This is a genomic window from Flavobacterium branchiicola, from assembly GCF_018383905.1.
In the GTDB taxonomy this organism is placed as follows: domain Bacteria; phylum Bacteroidota; class Bacteroidia; order Flavobacteriales; family Flavobacteriaceae; genus Flavobacterium; species Flavobacterium branchiicola.
Window position 1 is genome coordinate 50014 of the sequence record NZ_JAGYWA010000006.1, and the last position, 21461, is coordinate 71474.

The 21461-nt window shown below is 32.1% G+C and carries 16 protein-coding genes; 5 read left to right on the forward strand and 11 right to left on the reverse strand.

Annotation, left to right across the window (positions count from 1 at the left end; all coding sequences use genetic code 11):
* The 9 genes from KHA98_RS15420 to KHA98_RS15460 form a co-directional block, all read right to left on the reverse strand.
* A complete protein-coding gene (locus tag KHA98_RS15420) occupies positions 1-660 on the reverse strand; it encodes a SanA/YdcF family protein (RefSeq protein ID WP_213258821.1) in 660 nt (219 codons plus the stop codon).
* A gap of 144 nt (positions 661-804) precedes the next feature.
* Positions 805-2832: a M3 family metallopeptidase gene (locus KHA98_RS15425; protein WP_213258822.1), complete on the reverse strand. Its 2028-nt coding sequence runs from the start codon at positions 2830-2832 to the stop codon at positions 805-807.
* A gap of 34 nt (positions 2833-2866) precedes the next feature.
* Complete coding sequence (locus KHA98_RS15430; RefSeq protein WP_213258823.1) at positions 2867-3154, reverse strand: type II toxin-antitoxin system RelE/ParE family toxin; 288 nt, start codon at positions 3152-3154, stop codon at positions 2867-2869.
* Positions 3154-3381 carry a hypothetical protein gene (locus tag KHA98_RS15435; RefSeq protein ID WP_213258824.1) on the reverse strand — a complete coding sequence of 76 codons (228 nt, stop codon included), beginning with the start codon at positions 3379-3381 and terminating at the stop codon, positions 3154-3156. Before KHA98_RS15435 ends, KHA98_RS15430 begins: the two co-directional genes overlap by 1 nt.
* A gap of 159 nt (positions 3382-3540) precedes the next feature.
* A complete protein-coding gene (purE, locus tag KHA98_RS15440) occupies positions 3541-4026 on the reverse strand; it encodes a 5-(carboxyamino)imidazole ribonucleotide mutase (RefSeq protein WP_213258825.1) in 486 nt (161 codons plus the stop codon).
* Positions 4027-4090: 64 nt separating this feature from the next.
* Positions 4091-4714 carry a hypothetical protein gene (locus KHA98_RS15445; RefSeq protein WP_213258826.1) on the reverse strand — a complete coding sequence of 208 codons (624 nt, stop codon included), beginning with the start codon at positions 4712-4714 and terminating at the stop codon, positions 4091-4093.
* Positions 4686-5960, reverse strand: coding sequence for an AAA family ATPase (locus KHA98_RS15450; protein ID WP_213258827.1), 1275 nt, complete (start codon positions 5958-5960; stop codon positions 4686-4688). The genes KHA98_RS15445 and KHA98_RS15450 overlap by 29 nt, the downstream gene beginning before the upstream one ends.
* A 61-nt stretch (positions 5961-6021) precedes the next feature.
* On the reverse strand, positions 6022-7176 hold the full coding sequence (locus tag KHA98_RS15455; protein WP_213258828.1) for a 5-(carboxyamino)imidazole ribonucleotide synthase: 1155 nt from the start codon (positions 7174-7176) through the stop codon (positions 6022-6024).
* 265 nt (positions 7177-7441) lie between these two features.
* On the reverse strand, positions 7442-7996 hold the full coding sequence (locus KHA98_RS15460) for a hypothetical protein (protein WP_213258829.1): 555 nt from the start codon (positions 7994-7996) through the stop codon (positions 7442-7444).
* A gap of 98 nt (positions 7997-8094) precedes the next feature.
* Between KHA98_RS15460 and hpt the strand changes: the two genes are divergently transcribed.
* From hpt to obgE, 4 genes are all read left to right on the forward strand, one after another.
* Entirely contained in the window at positions 8095-8625 is a 531-nt protein-coding gene (gene hpt, locus KHA98_RS15465) for a hypoxanthine phosphoribosyltransferase (protein WP_213258830.1), read from the forward strand.
* 78 nt (positions 8626-8703) lie between these two features.
* Entirely contained in the window at positions 8704-9276 is a 573-nt protein-coding gene (locus tag KHA98_RS15470; protein ID WP_213258831.1) for an adenylate kinase, read from the forward strand.
* A 213-nt stretch (positions 9277-9489) separates the two neighbouring features.
* Complete coding sequence (locus tag KHA98_RS15475) at positions 9490-10764, forward strand: hemolysin family protein (protein WP_213258832.1); 1275 nt, start codon at positions 9490-9492, stop codon at positions 10762-10764.
* A gap of 104 nt (positions 10765-10868) precedes the next feature.
* Positions 10869-11870 carry a GTPase ObgE gene (obgE, locus tag KHA98_RS15480; protein WP_078225719.1) on the forward strand — a complete coding sequence of 334 codons (1002 nt, stop codon included), beginning with the start codon at positions 10869-10871 and terminating at the stop codon, positions 11868-11870.
* 101 nt (positions 11871-11971) lie between these two features.
* Here the strand turns inward: obgE and KHA98_RS15485 are convergent, their stop codons facing one another.
* Entirely contained in the window at positions 11972-12502 is a 531-nt protein-coding gene (locus tag KHA98_RS15485; RefSeq protein WP_213258833.1) for an outer membrane beta-barrel protein, read from the reverse strand.
* A 315-nt stretch (positions 12503-12817) separates the two neighbouring features.
* Between KHA98_RS15485 and KHA98_RS15490 the strand changes: the two genes are divergently transcribed.
* Positions 12818-14962, forward strand: coding sequence for a S46 family peptidase (locus KHA98_RS15490; RefSeq protein ID WP_213258834.1), 2145 nt, complete (start codon positions 12818-12820; stop codon positions 14960-14962).
* 95 nt (positions 14963-15057) lie between these two features.
* Here KHA98_RS15490 and KHA98_RS15495 read toward each other — a convergent pair whose 3' ends face one another.
* Positions 15058-21426: an alpha-2-macroglobulin family protein gene (locus KHA98_RS15495; protein WP_213258835.1), complete on the reverse strand. Its 6369-nt coding sequence runs from the start codon at positions 21424-21426 to the stop codon at positions 15058-15060.
* Between the last annotated feature and the right edge of the window lie 35 nt (positions 21427-21461).

Below are 21461 nucleotides of genomic sequence, written 5' to 3' on the forward strand. Positions count from 1 at the left end.
TTATCTCTTATCTTCTTTAGAATAATTAGATTCGCCATTAATATTAATTTCTCCACCTAAAAAATGCGGCTCGCGATTTCTTAAAACATCAAAAAAGGATTTGAAAATAGAAAGGCATTCTCTAAAACGAACATAATTATAACCCAAATATTCTCCCTGATTTGCAGAATAACCAACCGATTTTATACCTAATTTATTTCCGATGTAAATCGCACGATTTAAATGATATTCCTGCGAAATTAAGGTTGCTCTTTTTGTCTTAAAAATGTGTTTAGCGCGGTACATGGTCGAATAAGTATCAAAACCGGCATAATCAATAAAAATCTTTGTAGTATCAACACCGTTATTATAGCAGTAATTTTTCATTACTGTTAATTCATCATATTCGTCACGGCCATTATCTCCCGAAAGTAGAATTTTATTAATGCGTTTTGCTTTCCAAAGTATAATTCCGGCATCAAGACGGTCTTTAAGATATTTGCTTGGCTGATTTCCGTTGATTCCGGCACCAAAAATAATTCCGACATCATTCTTAGGGAATTTTTTTGCCGAATAATATATTTTAGTTTTGGTTGAAGATTTTACGTAATAATTGACAGAAACAATGGCAATCAATCCAATGATGAAAAGATAAAGTGCTATTTTAAAGTATTTTTTCACGGCTTGTATTTGTAAGATTAAGATTTAAAAACACGAAGATAACTAAATTTACTTTCAGACAAAATCAAATAAAAAAACCGAAGCAATAAAGCCTCGGTTTCTAAAATATCTAATTTTCTAAGAAGTCTAAAAATCTAAGAAAGTCTATAATAATCCCGCTCTTTTCAACAAAGCCTCAGGTTTTGGTTCCTGACCTCTAAAACGTTTGTATAACGTCATTGGGTGTTCTGTTCCCCCTTTAGAAAGTACATTGTCTTTGAATTTTGAAGCTATTTCTTCGTTGAAAATACCATTTTCATGGAAATATTCAAAAGCATCAGCATCTAGAACTTCTGCCCATTTGTAGCTGTAATATCCAGAAGAATATCCACCTTGGAAAATATGAGAAAAAGCAGTACTCATAGCATTTTCTTTTACATCTGGATACAATTGTGTATTCGCAAATTGCTCTGTTTCGAAAGTTTTAAGATCTGTAATGTTAGTTGGATCTTGCCCGTGCCAAGCCATATCCAACAATCCGAAACTTAACTGGCGTAATGTTGCCAAACCTTCTTGGAAACTCGCACTTTCTTTAATTTTCTGAACATACTCAATTGGAATAATTTCTCCCGTTTCGTAATGATTCGCGAACAAAGCCAAAGCTTCTGGTTCGTAACACCAATTCTCCATAATCTGACTTGGTAATTCTACGAAATCCCAATAAACAGAAGTTCCAGATAAACTTGGGTAAACCGTATCAGCTAACATTCCGTGCAATCCGTGACCGAATTCGTGGAATAAAGTGGTTACTTCATTAAAAGTCAATAATGAAGGTTTTGTTTCGGTTGGTTTTGTGAAGTTGCAAACGTTAGAGATATGCGGTCTTTCGTTTACGCCATCTTTTACATATTGCGATTTGAATGAAGTCATCCAGGCACCGTTTCTTTTTCCTTTTCTTGGGAAGAAATCAGCGTAGAAAATCGAAACTAAATTATTATCAGCATCTTTAACTTCATAAGTTGTAACTTCTTCGTGGTATTTATCAATGTCAAAAACTTCTGTAAAAGTTAAACCGTACAGTTTTTTCGCCACCGTAAAAGCACCATTTAAAACTTTTTCTAATTGGAAATAAGGTTTTAGTTTTTCGTCATCTAAATTAAAAAGCTGTTGTTTTAATTTTTCAGAATAATAGGCGCCGTCCCATTTTTCAAGTTGTTCAATTCCGTCTAGTGCTGTAGCGAAAGCGGTTAATTCAGCAAACTCTTTTTGAGCTGCAGGTTTTGCTTTTGCTAATAAATCATTTAAGAAAGAAAAAACTTTTTCCGGACTTTCTGCCATTCTTTCTTCCAGAACAAAATGAGCGTGTGTTTTATATCCTAATAAATTCGCTCTTTCAAAACGAAGTTTAGCAATTTTTAGAACATTTTCCTGATTATCGAATTCATTATTCTGAAAAGCTTTTGCTCCAAAAGCAATTGCCATTTTTTTGCGCAATTCGCGATTATCGGCATAAGTTAAAAATGGAACATAACTTGGATGGTCTAAAGTAAAAATCCAGCCTTCTTTTTCTTGGTTTTTTGCTAATAATCTTGCCGCTTCGATTGTTCCTTCTGGTAAGCCTGATAAATCGTTCTCATCAGTTAAATGCAATTCGAAATTGTTGGTTTCTGCCAAAACATTTTCGCCAAACTGCAAACTCAATTTCGATAATTCTTTGTCGATTTCTCTTAATTGATTTTTCTTTTCTTCTGGTAAATTCGCTCCGTTTCTAGAGAAACTTTTGTATTTTTTATCTAATAAAGTAGTTTGTTCCGGGTTGAGGTTCAAACTTTCTTTTTGATCATAAACCGCTTTTACGCGCGCAAATAATTCAGCATTTAAGCGAATGTCATTTCCGAATTCTGAAAGCCAAGGCGAAACTTCCTGAGCAATTTTCTGCATTTCGTCATTTGTTTCAGCTGAATTCAAATTGAAGAAAACACTGGAAAGACGATCTAAAATATCACCCGAATAATCCATTGCCACAATTGTGTTTTCAAAAGTAGGTGCTTCCGGATTATTTACAATCGCATCAATTTCGGTTTTTGCCAAAGCAATTCCTTCCTGAAAAGCAGGAACGTAATCTTCGGTTTTAATTTGCGAAAAAGGTGCGGTATTATGTTTGGTGTTAAAATATTGTGTTAATACGCTCATTTTAAAATATAATGTTTAAAAATATAGACTATAATTATAGTTTGAATTTCTCCGGACTCTGAAAATTATTCCAAAAACGAAGTAATTCTAAGTTGCTGTTATTAATGCGGTAAAAAAGTGAAATGTGTTTGGTAATGACAATTTTATAAACGTTTTTGTAATTCGTTTTGATAAATAAAACATTGTCATTTTGTAAAAGTGTAATCGTGGTATTTACTTTTTCAATAAAATTAAAAGCAACTTTTTCAGACCATTCTGCTTCCAAATAATCGATGTTGTTCCAAAAGTCTTTTTTAGCTTGTGGTGCCCAAATTACATTCATTATTTAAAATATTTAGAATAACGATTTCTGGTTTCCTCCATAACAACATCATGTTGAATTCCTTCATTGTTTTCTAAAGAATAAATGGCTTCGTTGATTTTGGTTTTCTGCTCTTCGGAAATGCTTTCTTTAGATTGGATAAAATCAACAATTTCCTGAATCAAGTCAGGATTATCAATGTCTAAAACAATTTTAGCCAACTCTATTTTAGAAGTTTGAATGTTCATTTTGCTTTTTTCTCAAAGTTAAGTTTTTCTTTTAGAAATTTTTATAAGGAATAGTTAATAATTCTGCGACGAATTATTTCAGGAAGATTCGCAAAGAAAAAACACAGAGATTCACAAAATTTTGCGTGCCTCTGTGCTTCTTCGTGTATCTCTGTGAAATTACTTTTTCAATCCTTCAGCCGCTTTATTTACCGCAGTTTTCAATTCTTCTTTATAAGCAATAATCGTATCTAAAACTTTTTTGTCATGGCTTCCGATGATTTGTGCTGCCAAGATTCCAGCATTTTTTGCTCCGTTTAAAGCAACAGTTGCAACAGGAACTCCGCCTGGCATCTGTAAAATTGATAAAACAGAATCCCAGCCATCAATTGAGTTGCTTGATTTTACCGGAACTCCAATTACAGGAAGAGGAGACATAGAAGCCACCATTCCCGGTAAATGTGCTGCACCGCCCGCTCCGGCAATAATTACCGAAATTCCGCGATTGTGTGCATTTTTGCTGAAATCGAATAATTTCTCTGGCGTTCTGTGTGCAGAAACGATATCTACTTCAACTTCTACATTAAATTGTTTTAATATGTCGATTGCATCCTGCATAACTGGCATGTCTGAGATGCTTCCCATTATAATAGCTACTTTGCTCATGTTTTTGTTTTTGTTGTGTTTTGTTTCAGGTTTAAAGTTTCAAGTTTTGGAAACTGTAAACTATTTATTCTATTTCTGGAATCATGTTCCAAATGTCAATACCAAATTCTTCCTGAATAGCTCTTAAATATTTGATTTGTCTAATATCATCTTCAATAAGCATTTTGAAAAAATCTTCAATGCCATCTCCCCATTTTTCTATTTCTTTTCTTTTTCGGACTATAAAATCTCGTCTTTGTTCAATTTTTTCGGGTATATTTAATTCTAGAAAATCTATGAGGTTTTTAACTTTTATATCTGAACTTTCCTCAAAACGATATTCGCCAACTATATATTTTAGTTTTTCTTCAAAATCATTTCCACAAGGTTGTAAAATGTCATCAAACTGGATGTTCTTTTTTTGGAATTCTAATTCCTTTAATCTTTTTCGAAAGTTAACTTTGTTTTTAACTTTGAACCAATTTGAATATGAATCGTCATCCGAACATTTGAAATCTGGATTAAAATGTTCAATGTCATTAGAATCACTAATTGGATCGATAAATTCTTCTGAATAAGCACAGAAACTTTTTTGTTCTTTTAGAAGAATAGAGCCTAGGACACTATTATTTGCTCCCTTTTTACAATTGTATTGTAAAACATCAGTAATGATTTTGGAACTATTGTAGTCTTTCTTTATTTTTTTCATCTAAAACAAAATTATACTGATTGCCTAATTTAGACGCTTCCAAAAGATATTTTTTCTTTAATACTTTATTGCTTTCTGATTTTACTTTATCTAATAATTCTAAATATTCTTTAAACTTTTCTTGTACATCATCATTGTAATAATTTACACCGAAATCATTAAAAAGCATGTCATTCGGATCATCTCCAATAGGAGAGATACCTCTACGAACTTCTACTTTTCCTTCATCATTAAAATATAAAATAAAACGTTCGTCTGGCTCAAAAGATGCAGCTATAAATGGGGAATGCGTCGCAACAATAAATTGTGCATTTTGTCCGAGATTTTTATAATAATCCATTAATTCCATCTGTATATCTGGATATAATGATCTTTCAGGTTCGTCAATTAAAATTATTGAATCCTCAGTGTCGAATTTATATAATGGTAGTAATAATGATATTAAAAGCTTAGTTCCTGTGCTTAGAGAGTTTACAGGTACAAAGTTATCAGTATTAGAATTCTTAATTTTTAAAAAGGATAGTGTATTATTTATGTCTACTTCTAAGTTTAATTTTTTTAGGACAATATTTAATTTTGTGGCAAATTCTAAGTTCGGATTTGGATTTTCTGTCATCCAATGGTTAAGATCAGAAAGGAATTTATTTTTATCAGAAGAATTACTTAAGAAATCAGAGGCTTTTTTTAAAATACTTTCTTGGTATTCTACAAAGTCATTTGCGATATATTTATAAATTTCATCGTAGTTTTCGTCTCCAAGTTTAAATTGGTTATATTTCTTTAAAAAAAGTTCTTTATCCTTGTTATTTAAGTTTTGAATTCCTTTAGGTTCAAGGAAATTGATTATTTTGCTAATGTTTAATTCTGAAGGGAAAAAGATTTTTTTTGTCAAATCCTTTGTGTGCAGTTTTTTGTCAACGAAATAATTGATTAATATTTCTTTGTTTTTAATGCAAAACTCCTTTTGCTCATCATTAAATATTACACATAAAGAGGCTTTAAGTTTTTCTAATGAAGAATGATGTTGAAATTCTATTGGATAATCAATATATGAATTATTATGAGTTTTTATATCAATTAATTCTAATAAACTGGTTTTTCCTGTGGCGCTTTGCCCAATAAAACATATTTTATCTAAAGGTTTTCCTCTTTTTTCTTCAATATGAAAATCATTTGGATAAGTAAAATCAAAAGTAAGATTTTCTAATTGCCTAAATTGTTCTATATGTAATTTTGAGATTTTCATTTATCGATTTTTTTTACAAATCTAATTAAAATATAGTTGTTATTGTAAGCTATGATTGAGACTAAGCACTGATTACTCGAATTGTATTCTTAACTTCTTCAGCAATTCTTCTAGCTTCCTGCATATTCTCATTTACAATCGTCACGTGGCCCATTTTTCTGAAAGGACGAGTTTGTTTTTTACCGTAAATATGTGGTGTAACGCCATTCCATCCTAAAATGGTTTCGATGTTTTCATAAACTACATCTCCAGAATAACCTTCGGCACCAACTAAATTTACCATAATTCCGGCAACTTTACTATCTGTGTTTCCTAAAGGAAGATCTAAAATAGCGCGTAAATGATTTTCGAATTGTGAAGTATAACTTGCTTCAATAGAATAATGTCCAGAGTTGTGCGGACGTGGTGCAACTTCGTTTACCAAAATTTCGTCGTCTTGCGTTTGGAACATTTCAACAGCTAAAAGTCCAACGTGATTAAATTTTTCAGAAACATTCAAGGCAATTGCTCTGGCTTTTTCGGCTACTTTTTCGTCGATTCTTGCTGGGCAGATTACGTATTCAACCTGATTGGCTTCTGGGTGAAATTCCATTTCTACAACTGGATATGTTTTAATTTCTCCTGATGGATTTCTGCAAACAATTACCGCTAGTTCGTTTTTGAACGGAACCATGGTTTCGGCAATACATTCTACATTTGGAAGAGTATCTAAATCTGAAATCTGGCGAATAACTTTTACGCCATTTCCGTCATAACCAAATTCAGTGCATTTCCACACAAAAGGCATCTCGACTCCGCTCGATGTGACAGCGAATTTTAGATTTTCTAAATTTTCGAATCTTTCAAATGGTGCAGTAGGAATATTGTTTTTTGCGTAAAATTCTTTTTGAACACCTTTATTCTGAATTCCTTTTAAGGTTTTTGGAGACGGATATACTTTTAGTCCTTCATTTTCTAATTGTGTTAAAGCTTCAAGATTAACCAATTCGATTTCAAAAGTCAAAACATCGACTTGTTTCCCAAAGTTGTAAACGGTGTCATAATCCATTAAATCGCCTTGAAAGAATTTGTTGCAGGCAATTTTGCTAGGCGCTTCGTCGCTTGGATCAAGAACGTAAGTTTGTATATCAAATTTTCTGGTGTCGAACAAAAGCATTTTGCCTAATTGTCCGCCGCCTAATATTCCTAATTTAAAATCAGAAGAAAAATAATTCATTTTGTGTTGTGTTTTTGCAAAGATACTTTTTAATCTTTTTTCAGCCAAAAAATCATTGTGTGCTAGTTTTTTTCGCCACGAATTAGGCTTTAAAGTTTTGCCACAGATTAAAAGGATTAAAAATGATTTTATAGCTTCTTTTTTTTGCCACGAATTACACAAATTCGCACGGATTTTTTAAAAGCAAAATTAATTAATGAAAATTAGTGTAATTCGTTGCAAACAAAAAATCATTCTAATCCTTTTAATCTGTGGCTGAAAATAATCATTTCTCGATTTTTTTTAATACTTCTCGTGCAACGGCTTTGTAAGCTGCAGAATGATCTCCGTAATCTTTGTTTAAAATGACCTGAAGTTCCGGGTGAATCCAGTCGTAATGATTTCCTAATATATATAAGGTTCTTATAGAATAGGCTTTTGTAGCCACTTTGACATCATTAATCAGCCAGTCAAAACTAGCTTCGATACAATCCTGGAGATTTTCTTCAGATAAAGAAATGCTTTTTTCCTCTTTTTTGTAATGAGATTTTACCAAAAGCTGAGTCACTTTTGCGATAGGACGTATGGAACTTTCGTCTTTTAAAATTTTTAAATTCGAAAAGAAAAAATCAAGATGCGGCTGGAGCCAAAGTAATTCTTCATAAGATACAAATTCTAAAATCCAGCAGGCTTTATGATTGTTTTTGTCTTCAGGAGAAAAACAAATCGAAATCAATTCGTTAAAAAGTGACGGATTTTGAAGAATATCTTCCGCACATTTTAAACGATTTTCTCTATAAGCTTTAACGTAATCCAGTTTTTCTTGTAGCTCAGAAGACATTTTTTTAGAATTTGATTAATAAACACAAATTTAGAACCATTTTTCGGTTCTCAAATTCCAATTCTGTATCTTTGTCCATTATTTTAAATTTAAAAATAATGATACAACTTCACGATAAACAATTTGTTCCGTTTATTTCGGCTAAAGAAATTGATTTTGCTTTAACAAAAATGGTGGCTCAGGTAGAAGATGATTTTGGAGATGATACACCAATTTTTATTGGGGTTTTAAATGGTGCCTTTATGGTTGTTTCCGATTTTTTGAAAAAATATAAAAAACCTTGCGAGGTTTCGTTTATCAAAATGGCATCTTATGAAGGAACTGAAAGTTCGAATTCTGTAAAGGAATTAATAGGAATCAATCAGGATTTGTCGGGTAGAACGGTTATTATTCTTGAAGATATTATCGATACAGGAAATACGCTGGAAGAATTAAAACATTTGTTTAAAGCACAAAATGTAAAACACTTTAAAGTGGCTACTTTATTCTTTAAACCTGAAGCTTATAAAAAAGATATTAAGATAGATTATATCGGAATCAGAATTCCGAATAAATTTATTGTAGGATACGGACTGGACTATGATGGTTTAGGAAGAAACCTGACTGAGATCTACAAATTGGCAGAATAATTTAAAAACAAACAAACACAACTATATATTCATTTCAAACTTCTTAGAAAATAAGGAGTCACAACACTTACACTTATTATGATTAACATTGTTTTATTTGGAAAGCCAGGAGCAGGAAAAGGAACTCAGGCAGAATTTTTAAAAGAAAAATACAATTTAACACATCTTTCTACTGGAGATATTTTTCGTTTCAATTTAAAAAATGATACTGAACTAGGTAAAAAAGCAAGAGTTTTTATGGACAATGGAGAATTGGTTCCTTGCGAAGTTACTACTGCAATGTTAATTGATGAGGTAAACAAACATCCTGATACAGCAGGATTTTTGTTTGATGGTTATCCAAGAACAATTGATCAGGCTGAGGCTTTAGATAAATTCTTGCCAACAATTGGTTCAAGCGTTACTGCAACAATTGCTTTAGAAGCCGATGATGAAATTTTGGTAGCTCGTTTACTTGAAAGAGGAAAAACAAGTGGAAGAGTGGATGATCAGGATGAAGAAAAAATTCGTGTAAGATACCAGGAGTACAATGAAAAAACGGCTCCATTAATTGGATATTATAAAGAACAAGATAAATTTAATGCCGTTGATGGTATTGGAACAATTGAGCAAATTACAGAAAGATTAACATCTGTTATTGATAATTTGTAGAAATTATCCAGCTTAACATTATATCCCGATTGCTATCGGGACACAAAAAAAACTATTTTTCCACACCATAAAAAGTAGCTTCTCCTGATGCTTCGGGAGTTTCTGTTTTCTGGGAGGAAAAATTAGTTTTTTTAGCTCCAGAGTTTATTCTGGGCTAAAAAATAAATAAGATTGCAACATAACGAACCAAACGAATAACGAATCTACTAAACATTGGAAATACTAATAATATTTTTTCTAATACTATTAAACGGAGTTTTCTCTATGTCTGAAATTGCCCTGATTTCGGCTAGAAAAAACAGACTTGAAACAGCGGCCAAAAAAGGAAATAAAGGAGCAAAAATTGCGCTGGATCTTGCCAATTCTCCAAATAAATTTTTATCAACGGTACAAATTGGAATTACCTTAATCGGAATTTTGACAGGTATTTACAGTGGTGATAAAATAACAATAGATGTAGAAAATTTTGTTGCAGGATTTACAGTTTTAAAACCTTATGCACATTCAGTTGCAGTAGGAATTGTGGTTGTGGTTTTAACATTTTTCTCTTTGGTTTTGGGTGAATTACTTCCAAAACGAATTGGATTAAATTATCCTGAAGCAATTGCAAAAATGTTTGCAATGCCAATGAAGATTATTTCGATTGTTACAGCTCCATTTATTTGGCTTCTAACTTCGTCGACAGATTTTCTATTGAATGTTTTGCAAATAAAACCAACAGCTGACGGAAAAGTTACCGAAGAAGAAATTAAAGCTATAATAAAAGAAGGAACCGAAGTTGGTGAAGTTCAGGAAATAGAACAAGATATTGTTGAGCGCGTTTTTCATATTGGAGACAGAAAAGTAAGTTCGTTAATGACGCACCGAAAGTCTGTAGATATGCTTCCTTTAAAAGAAGACAGAGCGAAAATCAAAGAATTGGTTGTTCAGGATTTGCACGCTGTTTATCCAGTTTACAAAGACAATTATGATGATATAGTTGGAGTTGTAACGTTAAAAAATATTTTTGCCAATATAGAAAAAGATGATTTTGATTTGGCTTTAATTATGTCAGATGCGCCTTATATAATGGAGCAAACAACGGCTTATAAGGCGTTAGAAAATTTCAAAAAAACTGGTGTTCATTACGCTTTAGTTTCTGATGAATATGGTGTTTTTCAGGGAATGATTACTTTGAATGATATTTTGGAAGCTTTGGTTGGTGATGCATCAGAATTTTATAAAGACGAATTTCAGCTTATTGAAAGAGAAGATGGTTCGTGGTTAGTAGACGGACATTATTCATTGCATGATTTTTTAACTTATTTTGAGTTGGATGAATTGACAAATGATTACGAAGTGAATACAGTAAGCGGTATGATTATGACCGAGCTTTCGCATATTCCAAAAGAAGGCGAGAAACTTGTCTGGCAAAAATTTGTCTTAGAAGTTATCGACATGGATGGTGTTAAGATTGATAAAGTGCTTGTGAAAGCATTGAAAGAGTAGAGAGAATTTTGTTTCATATTCAAAGTTTAAAGTTTCGGGTTATTGCGTTGCGCAAACCTGGAACGTGAAACCTGAAACCTGAAACTATACATAAACAAGAAAAAATGACAGAAGGAAATTTTGTAGATTACGTTAAGATATATGTTTCGTCCGGAAAAGGAGGGAAAGGATCTACGCATTTACATAGAGAGAAATTTATTGAAAAAGGTGGCCCTGACGGTGGAGATGGTGGTCGTGGAGGGCACGTTTATTTAGTTGGAAATAAAGGACTCTGGACATTATTTCATTTAAAATTTGCTCGTCACATTAAAGCCGGTCACGGTGGAGATGGTGGAGGAGACCGTAGTACCGGTGCAGATGGAGATGATAAAATAATTGAAGTGCCGTTAGGAACTGTTGTAAAAGACAAAGAAACTGGCGAAACGCTTTTTGAAGTTACTGAACACGGAGAAAAAAGAATTCTTGCAAAAGGAGGAAAAGGTGGTTTAGGAAACTGGCATTTTAGAAGTTCTACCAATCAAACCCCTCGATATGCTCAGCCAGGTTTGCCAGGTTTAGAAATGGATGTAATTCTGGAACTTAAAGTTCTGGCAGATGTTGGTTTAGTAGGTTTTCCTAATGCTGGAAAATCCACTTTATTGTCTGTTTTAACTTCAGCGAAGCCAAAAATTGCAGATTATCCTTTTACAACTTTAAAACCTAATTTAGGGATTGTTGCTTATAGAGATTTTCAATCTTTTGTAATTGCTGATATTCCAGGTATTATTGAAGGAGCAGCCGAAGGAAAAGGTCTTGGACATTATTTCCTGCGTCATATTGAACGTAATTCAACGTTGTTGTTTTTGGTTCCTGTAGATACTCCGGATATAAAAGCAGAATACGATATTTTGGTAAATGAGTTAACAAAATATAATCCTGAAATGCTCGATAAAGAACGTCTTTTAGTAATATCTAAATGCGATATGCTGGATGACGAACTCAAAGCGGAATTAAAAGCAGAATTAGACGTTTCTTTTAAAGATGTTCCTTATATGTTTATTTCGTCTGTAGCTCAGCAAGGACTTACAGATTTGAAAGACAAACTTTGGAAAATGCTGAACGAATAAAAACGTTTTTATATAAATAATAAACCCGACAATTTTACTTGTCGGGTTTTTTGCTTTTTAACGAAAAAAACAAAGAAATTAAGATTCTTTAAATCTTAAAATTATAATCCGAAGTTTTTAGAAACTCCAATGCTGAAAGTTTTTCCGAAATTAAATCCAAAACGTTCTTGTCTTGGATCATTTTTTCCATCAAGATTGTCGTAGTTGATGCCGCCAATAGAGAAATTCAAACCAAATCCTCTTTTCATATTGATGAATAAAGCTGGCGTTAAACTTGCATACATTCCCTTTGCATCATTTAAATTTGTGCTTTGGTAACCAGCTCCTAAATCTCCGTAAATAGCAAATAAGTCAGAAAGAGGCACTGCATAACGAACAAAACCACCAATTTTGTATTTTTCTGTAGTTTCTAATCCTGAAGCTTTTACATTCATAATTGAGCCTTCAACACCAGCTGTCCAATTATCTGTAAACTGATATCCAACTTTAGGAGAAAATTCAAAATTTTCAAGTTTTGATTCGCCAATTTTTTCGGAAGAAAATCCAACGTTTCCACCTACTAAAACTGAACCTTTTTGTGCGCTTGCCATAGCTGTTACTAAAAGAACAACTGCTAATACTAATTTTTTCATTTTTTTATTCTTTTATAATGAACTGGCAAATTTATAATATTATTTATTGTAAGAAATAGATTATGATAAATAAATTAAAATGAAAGTTTATTTTTATAAATATTAGAAAGATTGTTTCGCAATCTATCTTGATTGTTGTTTTTTTGGGTTATTTATTATGCTTAATTCAGTATTTTTAGAATTATAGGTTTGTTTAGTTAAATTATGGATTTCGCAAAATGATGTTTGCTTTACTTTGATATGTTTTGTTTTTGGCCGAAACACTTATTTTTTTTGCGAAAATGAGTTATATTCGCAGTACTTAAACAAAATAACATGAAAAAAATAGTTTTATTCTTGACCATGTGTCTGATGGCGGTACCAGTAAGAGCCGATGAAGGAATGTGGTTCTTGATGTTTATCGAAAGATTGAACCATAGAGATATGGAGAAAATGGGCTTGCAATTGACAGCCGAAGAAATTTACAGTATTAATCACCATAGTTTAAAAGATGCGATTGTGCAATTTAACGGAGGTTGTACAGCTGAAATCGTTTCTAAAGACGGATTAGTTTTAACCAATCATCATTGTGGTTACAATGCTATTGCTGAACTTTCATCTGCAGAGCAAAACTATTTGAAAGATGGTTTTTGGGCAAAAGAAAGAAGTGCCGAAATGAAGCCAAAATCTTTATACGTTCGTTTCTTTGTTCGTATGGATGATGTTTCTAAAAGAATTTTATCTAAAGTAAACGATAAAATGACAGAAACTGAAAGAAACAAAATCATTCAGCAAGAGATTGCTTTGATTGAAAAAGAAAACAACGAAGGCGGAAAATATACCGTTTCTGTTCGTCCTTTCTTTCAGGGAAATGAATATTACTATTTCGTTTACCAAGATTATACAGACGTTCGTTTAGTTGGAACTCCTCCTGAAAGCGTTGGTAAATTTGGTGGAGATACAGACAACTGGGAGTGGCCTCGTCAAACAGGAGATTTCTCTATGTTTAGAGTTTACGCTGATAAAGCAGGAAATCCAGCAATTTATTCTAAAGATAATGTGCCTTTACAGCCAAAGCATTATTTACCTGTAAGTATTAAAGGTGTAAAAGAAAATGATTTTGCCATGATTTTAGGTTATCCTGGAAGAACAAACCGTTGGATGCCAGCTGGAGGAATTGAGCAAAACGTAAAATTTGCTTATCCTGCATGGGTTGAAGGTGCAAAAACCGGAATGGACCAAATGAAAAAGTATATGGATAAAGATGCTACAGTACGTTTACAGTACGCATCTAAATATGCTTCTACAGCAAATTACTGGAAAAACCGTCAAGGTATGATCGATGCTTTAACAAAAGCAGGAACTGCAGATACTAAAAGCGCGCAGGAAGATAAGTTTTATGAGTGGGCATCTAAACCTGCTAATAAAGAAAAATACGAAAATGTAATTCCAACAATCAATGATTATTACAGAGAGACTAATACAAAAGCAACTCACGATAATTATTTAATGCAACTTTTGCGTACATCAAACTATGCAACAGGACCAGCAAACTTAGGAAATGCATTAATTGCTTACTATAATGAAAATGATGCTAAAAAAGCTGAAATGTTACCAAAAATCAATACAATGATTGATAACATTTATGGAGAATTTTATGCACCATTAGAAAAAGATGTTTTAACTGCACAATTAAATTTATACGCCGCTAAAGCTGCTGAATATGGACTTGCTCCGGAAATCGCAAAAATGAAAGCTGCAAATAATGGCGACTTTACTGCAGATGTAACTAAAGCTACTGAAATAAGTTATTTTACTACTAAGGAAAAAGTATTAGCATTTATGGCTAATCCAAAACCATTGGCAATTGTACACGATCCTTTGTATATTATTTCTAATGATCTTTTGACAAAATACCGCGCAAAAACAGATGATCAGGCAAAAGCTGACGATGGTTTTGCAATTGCTTACCGCAAATTGGTTGAAGGTTTAAGAGAGTCTAAATTAAATGCGATTCAATATCCTGATGCAAACTCAACTTTGAGATTGACTTATGGAAAAGTTCGCGCTTTACCTGCAGATCCTCGTAACGATGCTAAAATCAATAACTATACTACAATGGAAAGTATGGTAAAAAAATACAAAGCAGGAGATCAGGAATTTGATTTACCAGCTCGTTTATTAGAATTGAATAAGAAAAAAGATTTCGGACAATATGCTGACAAAGCTGGATATATGCCGGTAAACTTTTTAACAGACAATGATATTACAGGTGGAAATTCTGGTTCTCCGGTTCTTAACGGAAAAGGTGAATTAATCGGAATTGCTTTTGATGGTAATATCGAAGCTATGGCTGGGGATGTTATTTTTGATCCTAAATTACAAAGAACTATCAACGTTGATATTCGTTATGTACTTTGGATTATTGACAAATACGCTGGAGCTAAAAACATTATTGACGAATTGACGATTGTAAAATAATCTCAATTTAGTATAAAAATCAAACCCGACAGATTTAAAAACCTGTCGGGTTTATTTTTTTTGGAATTTGGAATTTAAAAATTGGAACTTGTTTCTCAATTTACCTTCACTCGAATTCCTTTTGTATGACTTGCAAATTCAGGGGCATACATACTTTGAATAGTTGTAATGCCATTTGAGAATTCACCTTTGTTGTTTACTCTAATATCATATTCCAAAACATAAGTTCCTTTGTTTATTTGGTCAAAGAAGAAATGTGTTGCGGCATCTTTTGTACTTCTGTAATAACCTAGTCGATCTTTGTATTCATATTGCGAAAGAACATTCACAGGTTCAAAACAAGAAGCGCGCATATCTTTCAAATGAACATATTCAGTATCTTCTTTTGCGGTAATAATTAATCGTACCGTAACCAAATCGCCTGTTTTTAAAGGATTTTTAGTTGTGATTCTTTCCAATTGATCACCTTTTATGGTATTCTTCTTTAAGTACAATTCTTTCGAAACAGATAAAACGGCACCAGTATTATTTTTGATTTTATCTAAATCTTCAAAATATTGCCAATATGCGCCGCCAAAACCAGGAACTTTTGATTTGTTTTGAATTTTGATTGAAGCCATTTCTTTCTTCACTTCATCTGCTTTCCAGTTTAGTTTGATGTAACCGGTTTCTGCTTCTTTTTCGTTTTCGGCTAATTTTTTGGTTATGATTTTTTCATCTCCAATTTTTATAACGGTATTATCTTTTACAGAAAGCCAATCGGTTCCTTGCATTAGCAGTGCATAAATAGCTTCTGTTGTTGATTTTGTAGTTGGCCAGTTTTTGGATTGTTTGTTTTTTAGTAACCAAACTTTCATGGCATCCACAGATTTTGTGTCGTTATTCACTTCGGCGAAAGCCTCAATCAATAAAGCCTGAGTTTCTATAGGTGCCTGATACCAATACCAGCCTGATTTATTTGCAATCCAGTACATTCCCCAATCTTCATTGTTTGATGCTATTTCTTTTAGACTTTCTATAATTTTTTTAGCATTTTCTTTTTCTCCAAAGCGATTTAATGCTAAAGCCGCCAGACCTTTTTCATAAATTGAATAATTAAGCCATTCCTTTTTAGCCGTTTCCAGATATAATTTGGTTGCTTTTTTAAGCGTATCAGACAAAGGATATTTCTCTAAATAAAAACTTCTGGTGTATAAATAATGTAAATCAGAATAAGGATTAATCCAAATAAGTTTGTCAGTTGCTTTTAAGTTTTTAGTTTTCGATTTGTAATAATCTAAAAATTTATTGTCTAAAAAGGAAATCCCGGATTTGGCTATTTCATCGATTTTTGAAGTATTGCTTTTACTTAATTTATCTAAATGACCTAAACCTGCCAGAATATGTCTTGTAATATATTCGCTTTCATTGTTTCCATCAAACCAGCCAAAACCGCCAGATGCTTTTTGTTTTTGTTTTAGTTTTTCGAAAGTTGCTTCCTGAGACGTTTTCATTTTTTCTAAATCAAACAAAAGCGCCATGTTTTTTTTCTTTTCATCTTCATTTTGAGCATCATTTAGCCAAGGCGTTTCGGCTAGAATTAATGATTTCAATTCTTCGTTTTCTTCTAATTTAGAATTTGGTTTTCCACTTTTTCTCCAATTTTCAAAAACAGTTGCAATCTTCGGATTACTAGAAATAATTTCTGAAGCCAAAGCATTTGCATAATAACGTGCAAAAGTCTGCTCGGCACATTCATGTTCATATTCCATTAAATAAGGCAACGACTGAATCGCGATCCAAGTTGGATTGGAAGTGTATTCAAATGTAAACTGATGGTTTTTTAAAGTGGTTGATGTATTGTTTTTCAAGTTTGCAAAAGTGTATTCTTTTGTAGCATTCTCGCGAACCCAAATAGGAATGCTTTCTGTAATCAACATATTATTCGTCAAAACAGGAATAATGTTTTCTTCCCCATCAGAAAAATTGCCCGCTTTAGCTACGATTTTATATTGAATTCCCTGTAAACCTTCAGGAATTGAAATTGTCCAGTTTGCTGTTGTGTTTCCGAAAGCAGGAACTGTAAAGTTTTTAATGTTTTTTGCATTCAGCATTTTGGCATCAATTGGCTGCATGGTTACGGCGTCAAAAAACTGTAAACTTGCGATTCCGGTTTTCGCTTCAGCGGTAACATTTGAGATTTTAGCACTGATTACAATTGTATCTTTATCTCTAAAGAAACGGGGGAAATTCGGCAAAACCATTAATTCTTTTTGCGTAATAACACTTTTCTCTAAATAACCCGAAACAGCATCTTTATTGTGCGCCAATAAACGAAGTTTCCACGCCGTTAAAGCTTCAGGAGAAGTAAAATTGAAACTTACTTTTCCTTTCGAATCGGTTTTTAATTTTGGAAGAAAAAAAGCAGTTTCTGAAAGGTTCTTTCTGGCTTTTACTTGTGTTAGTTCTTCCAATGCTTTTTTGGTTGTAATGATAATAACACCATTTGAGGCTTTATTTCCGTAGAGCGCAATGGCTTTGTCTGAAGTCAAAAAATCAATATCCAAAATGTCTTCAGGACTTATTTTATTAAAATTGTCTTCTGACGACATTTCTCCATCAATTACATACAATGTTGACTTATTGATAGCCATATTGGTTAGCCCTCTGATGATTTTTTTACCTGGATAAAATTTTACTTTATTTGTCTGAAAATAATATTCAGGATCTTCTTCAGTTACTTCTTGTGCTTTAGCAACAACAGGTTTAACAAAGCGCACTCCATCTAGTTTCACTGCAGCAGTGTTGTAAACCTGATTATCTTCTTCAATAACGGCTGCTGCTCCGCTACCCACCGGTTCATCAACTGTTAAAACCGCATCTGGGTCTCCTTTTATTGTTTCGCTTCCAACTTTTTTGTCTTTTAGCTCTGCAATAGTAATACCATAATCGCCATATCTACTATTGTAAAAGTTAAAGCCAAACCATTTTAATCTGGTTTCTTCATTTTCGAAATCCAATTGTGGAAATCTTTCATTAAGATTTTCTACAGAAGCATAATTAATATCAAAACCTAATCTTGTTTTAAAATTTGTGCCATTGCGATAATAATTGTTAAATTCTAAGGATTCCCAGTTTCTCACAGAGAATTGATCTAGTGAACTGTCGTACATTGAAGCCAAAACTTCAGCTTCTTTTTTTGTATTAAAACCATTCAGTTTAAACGACCAGCTTTCGTTTGTTCCGGGTTGTATTTTATTTCTAAAAGTTTCAACTGTCCATTCTAATTTTGGTTCCGGGCTTTTTAAGGAAACTTCGATTTGATCTGTAAACGTATCGTTGTCAAATACACACTGGAAAGTTACCATCATTTGTTTTTCAAATTCATTTTTGAGCGGAATTTTAATGATCGCTTCATGATTTTGCAAATGAGTAATATCTTCAAAATAGTTTTTATTCTGATAGTTTGCGTTCGCTAAAATATATAGCTCCGGAATAATAGATGTAATTTTCACCAAAACAAAACCATCTTTTTTAGGATCACTGTTAAGCTGTTCAGAATTCAGTAATATACTTGGATTAAATTTGTCTTTACTCTGCTTAATTTTGAAATTTGATGTGGTTTCAATTGGGTTGTCAAAACTATCTTTAGCCGAAAATACAATTTTGTAATTACCGGATTTATAATTTGATATAAAATCCAATACTAGTTTTTTGTCTTTTTGGGTATCTATATTTTTTGTGAATAATAACGTTTCTGATGCATTTTTGCTCGTATCCTTTTCTGAAACTTCATAAGGAAATAATCTTTCGAAATCTTCTGCTGAGATGGTTTCAATTTCTGGTTTTCGCAATTTTCTTGGTTTGAATTTATTAGAAAGCGGACTTAAATAATACAATTTTATTTCACCTTTTACAGATAAAAATTCTCCATTTAAATTGGTACTGCTTAACGTAATTTCGTTTTTGTTTTTAGTTTGAATAAAAGGTAACATTTGAGTATTCAAAATCAAATCGTGATAACCCACTTTTACATTTGTTACAGCAGAATGTGTTTCACCATTTATATCGGTAACTGTTGCTGAAATTTCATAATTAAAAATAGGCAGATTTTCTTTCGAATGGTTTTTTGATGGTACAGCTGTAAAATCGACAAGAAAGTTTCCTGAGTTATCCGTTTTGGTCTCGCCAATAGCTAAAACTTCGTTTTCTTCACGGCCGTAATAATTTCTAAAATAAGTAGTGTATCTCGTTACAGTATATTTTACGGTTGCATCAGATATAGTACTTCCTGCAAAAGCTTTAGCGGTACCTTTTATTTTAACAGGCTGATTAACTTGATAACTTTCTTTTTTAGCATCAAAAGTAACTTCAAATTTAGGACGCTTGTATTCTTCAACTCGAAAATTTTGTGTAGAGCTGTTATAACTTACATTATCCCAATATGCCAAATCAGTTTTGGATTTATTCTCTGGTCTTTTTGCACTAATAGTATAACTGCCGGTTAAGCCTATTTTTGGTAAAATAAATTCACCATAAAAAGAGCCATAATCGTTTGTTATTAAATCAAATTCGTTTATAGGTTGATAGTTTGCGTCGTTTACAATAATTGTGAATTTTGTGTTGGCAGTGACACTGGTCTTGTTTTTGTTTTTTTGAATGGCAATCCCTTTAAAATAAACTGTTTGACCAGGCCTGTAGATAGCACGATCCAGATAGAATTCGACTTTTCCATCCAGTCTTTCATTTTCAGATAATTTATATTCCTGTGTATAGGAAAGATAGTTTCTATCTACTAAAATAGTATCATTGTTTTGTGTAAGTTTAATAGGGTCATTATAGTAATAATTGTCATTGGTTTCTATTTGAAATGTCGCAATTCCGTTTAAATCTGTTTTTGCAATTTGTTTTCTATATTCTACTGAAACATCTTTTAGTGGCTTTCCGGTTTTTCGGTCTAATGCCTGATAGTTTTCAACTTTATCTTTCTTAGATGCAAGAACTGAAATGTTCGAAATTGTTAGAATTTGATAACCGAATGCTTTTTCGTCTTTTGAATCTGAGTCGCTTTCAAAATAAGCCAAATAATTTCCGATTGGTAATTTTGGCAATGCTACTTCTGTTGAATACGTAAAGTGATTTTCTTTATCAATCAAATTGTAGTTTTCTGTCCTGACTATATTTTGTTTTTGTAATAGGGTATTTACTAAAGAATCTTTACGAATTTCATTTAATGTATCTAGTTGCGCAATTTGTAAAATATCAATTTTGCAAAAAGAAATTTTAAATTTATTTACGTTTTTATAATTAAGGAAAACTCTTGTGTTTTCACTTTCGTAACTGTTTTTTTGAAATTGAATCTCTAAAGATTTTGATAAAATATCATATTTCTTAGAAATAGCAAGTTTTGCATTGTTTGAGTTCTCTTCAATTTTAATAACTTCATCTAATACTTCTAAAGCTTTATTATTGTTATTTGGATATAATTCTTTTGAAGCCTGTTCTAACAGAATTTGGGCTTGCTCTAATTTTATATTTTGAATAAGATTTTTATCCTGAGTTTCTTTCTCAATTTTGTTTAAATAAACACTAAAATTCTCGTTTGATTTTAATAAATATTCCTGACAAAATTTTGCACGTTCAAATTGGTTTTTCAATGATGAATTATCGGATTCTAATTTTTGATAGAGTTCCAAGACCCTTTTAACATTTGGCTCTTTTATAAAATCAAGATTGAGATTTAAAAATGTAGCCGAATTTCCTAGAAGTTGCTCTTTGTAAACTAAGAAATCACTGTTTTGGATTTGCCAAGGTTTAATTTGTTCTGTGAAAAAAGTAATATTTTCTTTTAATAAATAATTCCATAAGTTTTCGTCTTTAAACTTTTCTAAATCAGAATAATCAAAAATATCTTTGTACTTTATTAGAGATGTGGCTTTTAAAACAGCTTCGTTTTCCAATGTTTTATTGAATGTAGAAACAATATCATTTTCAGTCGTAATTTCTTGTGGAATATAATTTGAATGAGGAATTTCTACTGAATCAATTTTGGTAACTTTTATTCCTGTAACTGAAGCTGTATCAATTGTTGCCGCTGCACTATCTATCATTACTGCGGCGCTATCAACAACCATATAGTCGTCATAATTAGAATAATCTTTTAGATATTTCGCATAAATTAGATTCAAAATTGCTTTTGAAGGGATAGAAACGCGATTGATATCTTTTTTCAAATTGATTATAATTTTACTTTTTGCATTTTCATCAACAACTTGCAAATATTTTGATTGATAGAAAAAGCATTTTATCATTTGTACTTCATCTTTTCTGGCAACAGCTTTCTTGTAAATTTTAGTAACTACTTCATTTGCGGATTTGATTTTACCATCATTTTCGTAATTAATAGCTTTAGTCCATTTTTTATCGTTTTGTTGTGCGAACAAGGTTGTAGAGAAGAATAAGAAAACAAAAAGTAAATTTTTCATAAGTTGGTTTTAGTTTATGGAGTACTTTTTTGAAA

What these genes read in the sequence shown, in the direction of transcription:
- KHA98_RS15495 (WP_213258835.1), bottom strand. Translation starts at nt 21,426, where the DNA reads ATGAAAAATTTACTTTTTGTTTTCTTATTCTTCTCTACAACCTTGTTC.
- hpt (WP_213258830.1), top strand. Translation starts at nt 8,095, where the DNA reads ATGATACAACTTCACGATAAACAATTTGTTCCGTTTATTTCGGCTAAA.
- KHA98_RS15490 (WP_213258834.1), top strand. Translation starts at nt 12,818, where the DNA reads ATGAAAAAAATAGTTTTATTCTTGACCATGTGTCTGATGGCGGTACCA.
- KHA98_RS15425 (WP_213258822.1), bottom strand. Translation starts at nt 2,832, where the DNA reads ATGAGCGTATTAACACAATATTTTAACACCAAACATAATACCGCACCT.
- KHA98_RS15445 (WP_213258826.1), bottom strand. Translation starts at nt 4,714, where the DNA reads ATGAAAAAAATAAAGAAAGACTACAATAGTTCCAAAATCATTACTGAT.
- KHA98_RS15455 (WP_213258828.1), bottom strand. Translation starts at nt 7,176, where the DNA reads ATGAATTATTTTTCTTCTGATTTTAAATTAGGAATATTAGGCGGCGGA.
- KHA98_RS15485 (WP_213258833.1), bottom strand. Translation starts at nt 12,502, where the DNA reads ATGAAAAAATTAGTATTAGCAGTTGTTCTTTTAGTAACAGCTATGGCA.
- KHA98_RS15470 (WP_213258831.1), top strand. Translation starts at nt 8,704, where the DNA reads ATGATTAACATTGTTTTATTTGGAAAGCCAGGAGCAGGAAAAGGAACT.
- obgE (WP_078225719.1), top strand. Translation starts at nt 10,869, where the DNA reads ATGACAGAAGGAAATTTTGTAGATTACGTTAAGATATATGTTTCGTCC.
- KHA98_RS15430 (WP_213258823.1), bottom strand. Translation starts at nt 3,154, where the DNA reads ATGAATGTAATTTGGGCACCACAAGCTAAAAAAGACTTTTGGAACAAC.
- purE (WP_213258825.1), bottom strand. Translation starts at nt 4,026, where the DNA reads ATGAGCAAAGTAGCTATTATAATGGGAAGCATCTCAGACATGCCAGTT.
- KHA98_RS15450 (WP_213258827.1), bottom strand. Translation starts at nt 5,960, where the DNA reads ATGAAAATCTCAAAATTACATATAGAACAATTTAGGCAATTAGAAAAT.
- KHA98_RS15460 (WP_213258829.1), bottom strand. Translation starts at nt 7,996, where the DNA reads ATGTCTTCTGAGCTACAAGAAAAACTGGATTACGTTAAAGCTTATAGA.
- KHA98_RS15435 (WP_213258824.1), bottom strand. Translation starts at nt 3,381, where the DNA reads ATGAACATTCAAACTTCTAAAATAGAGTTGGCTAAAATTGTTTTAGAC.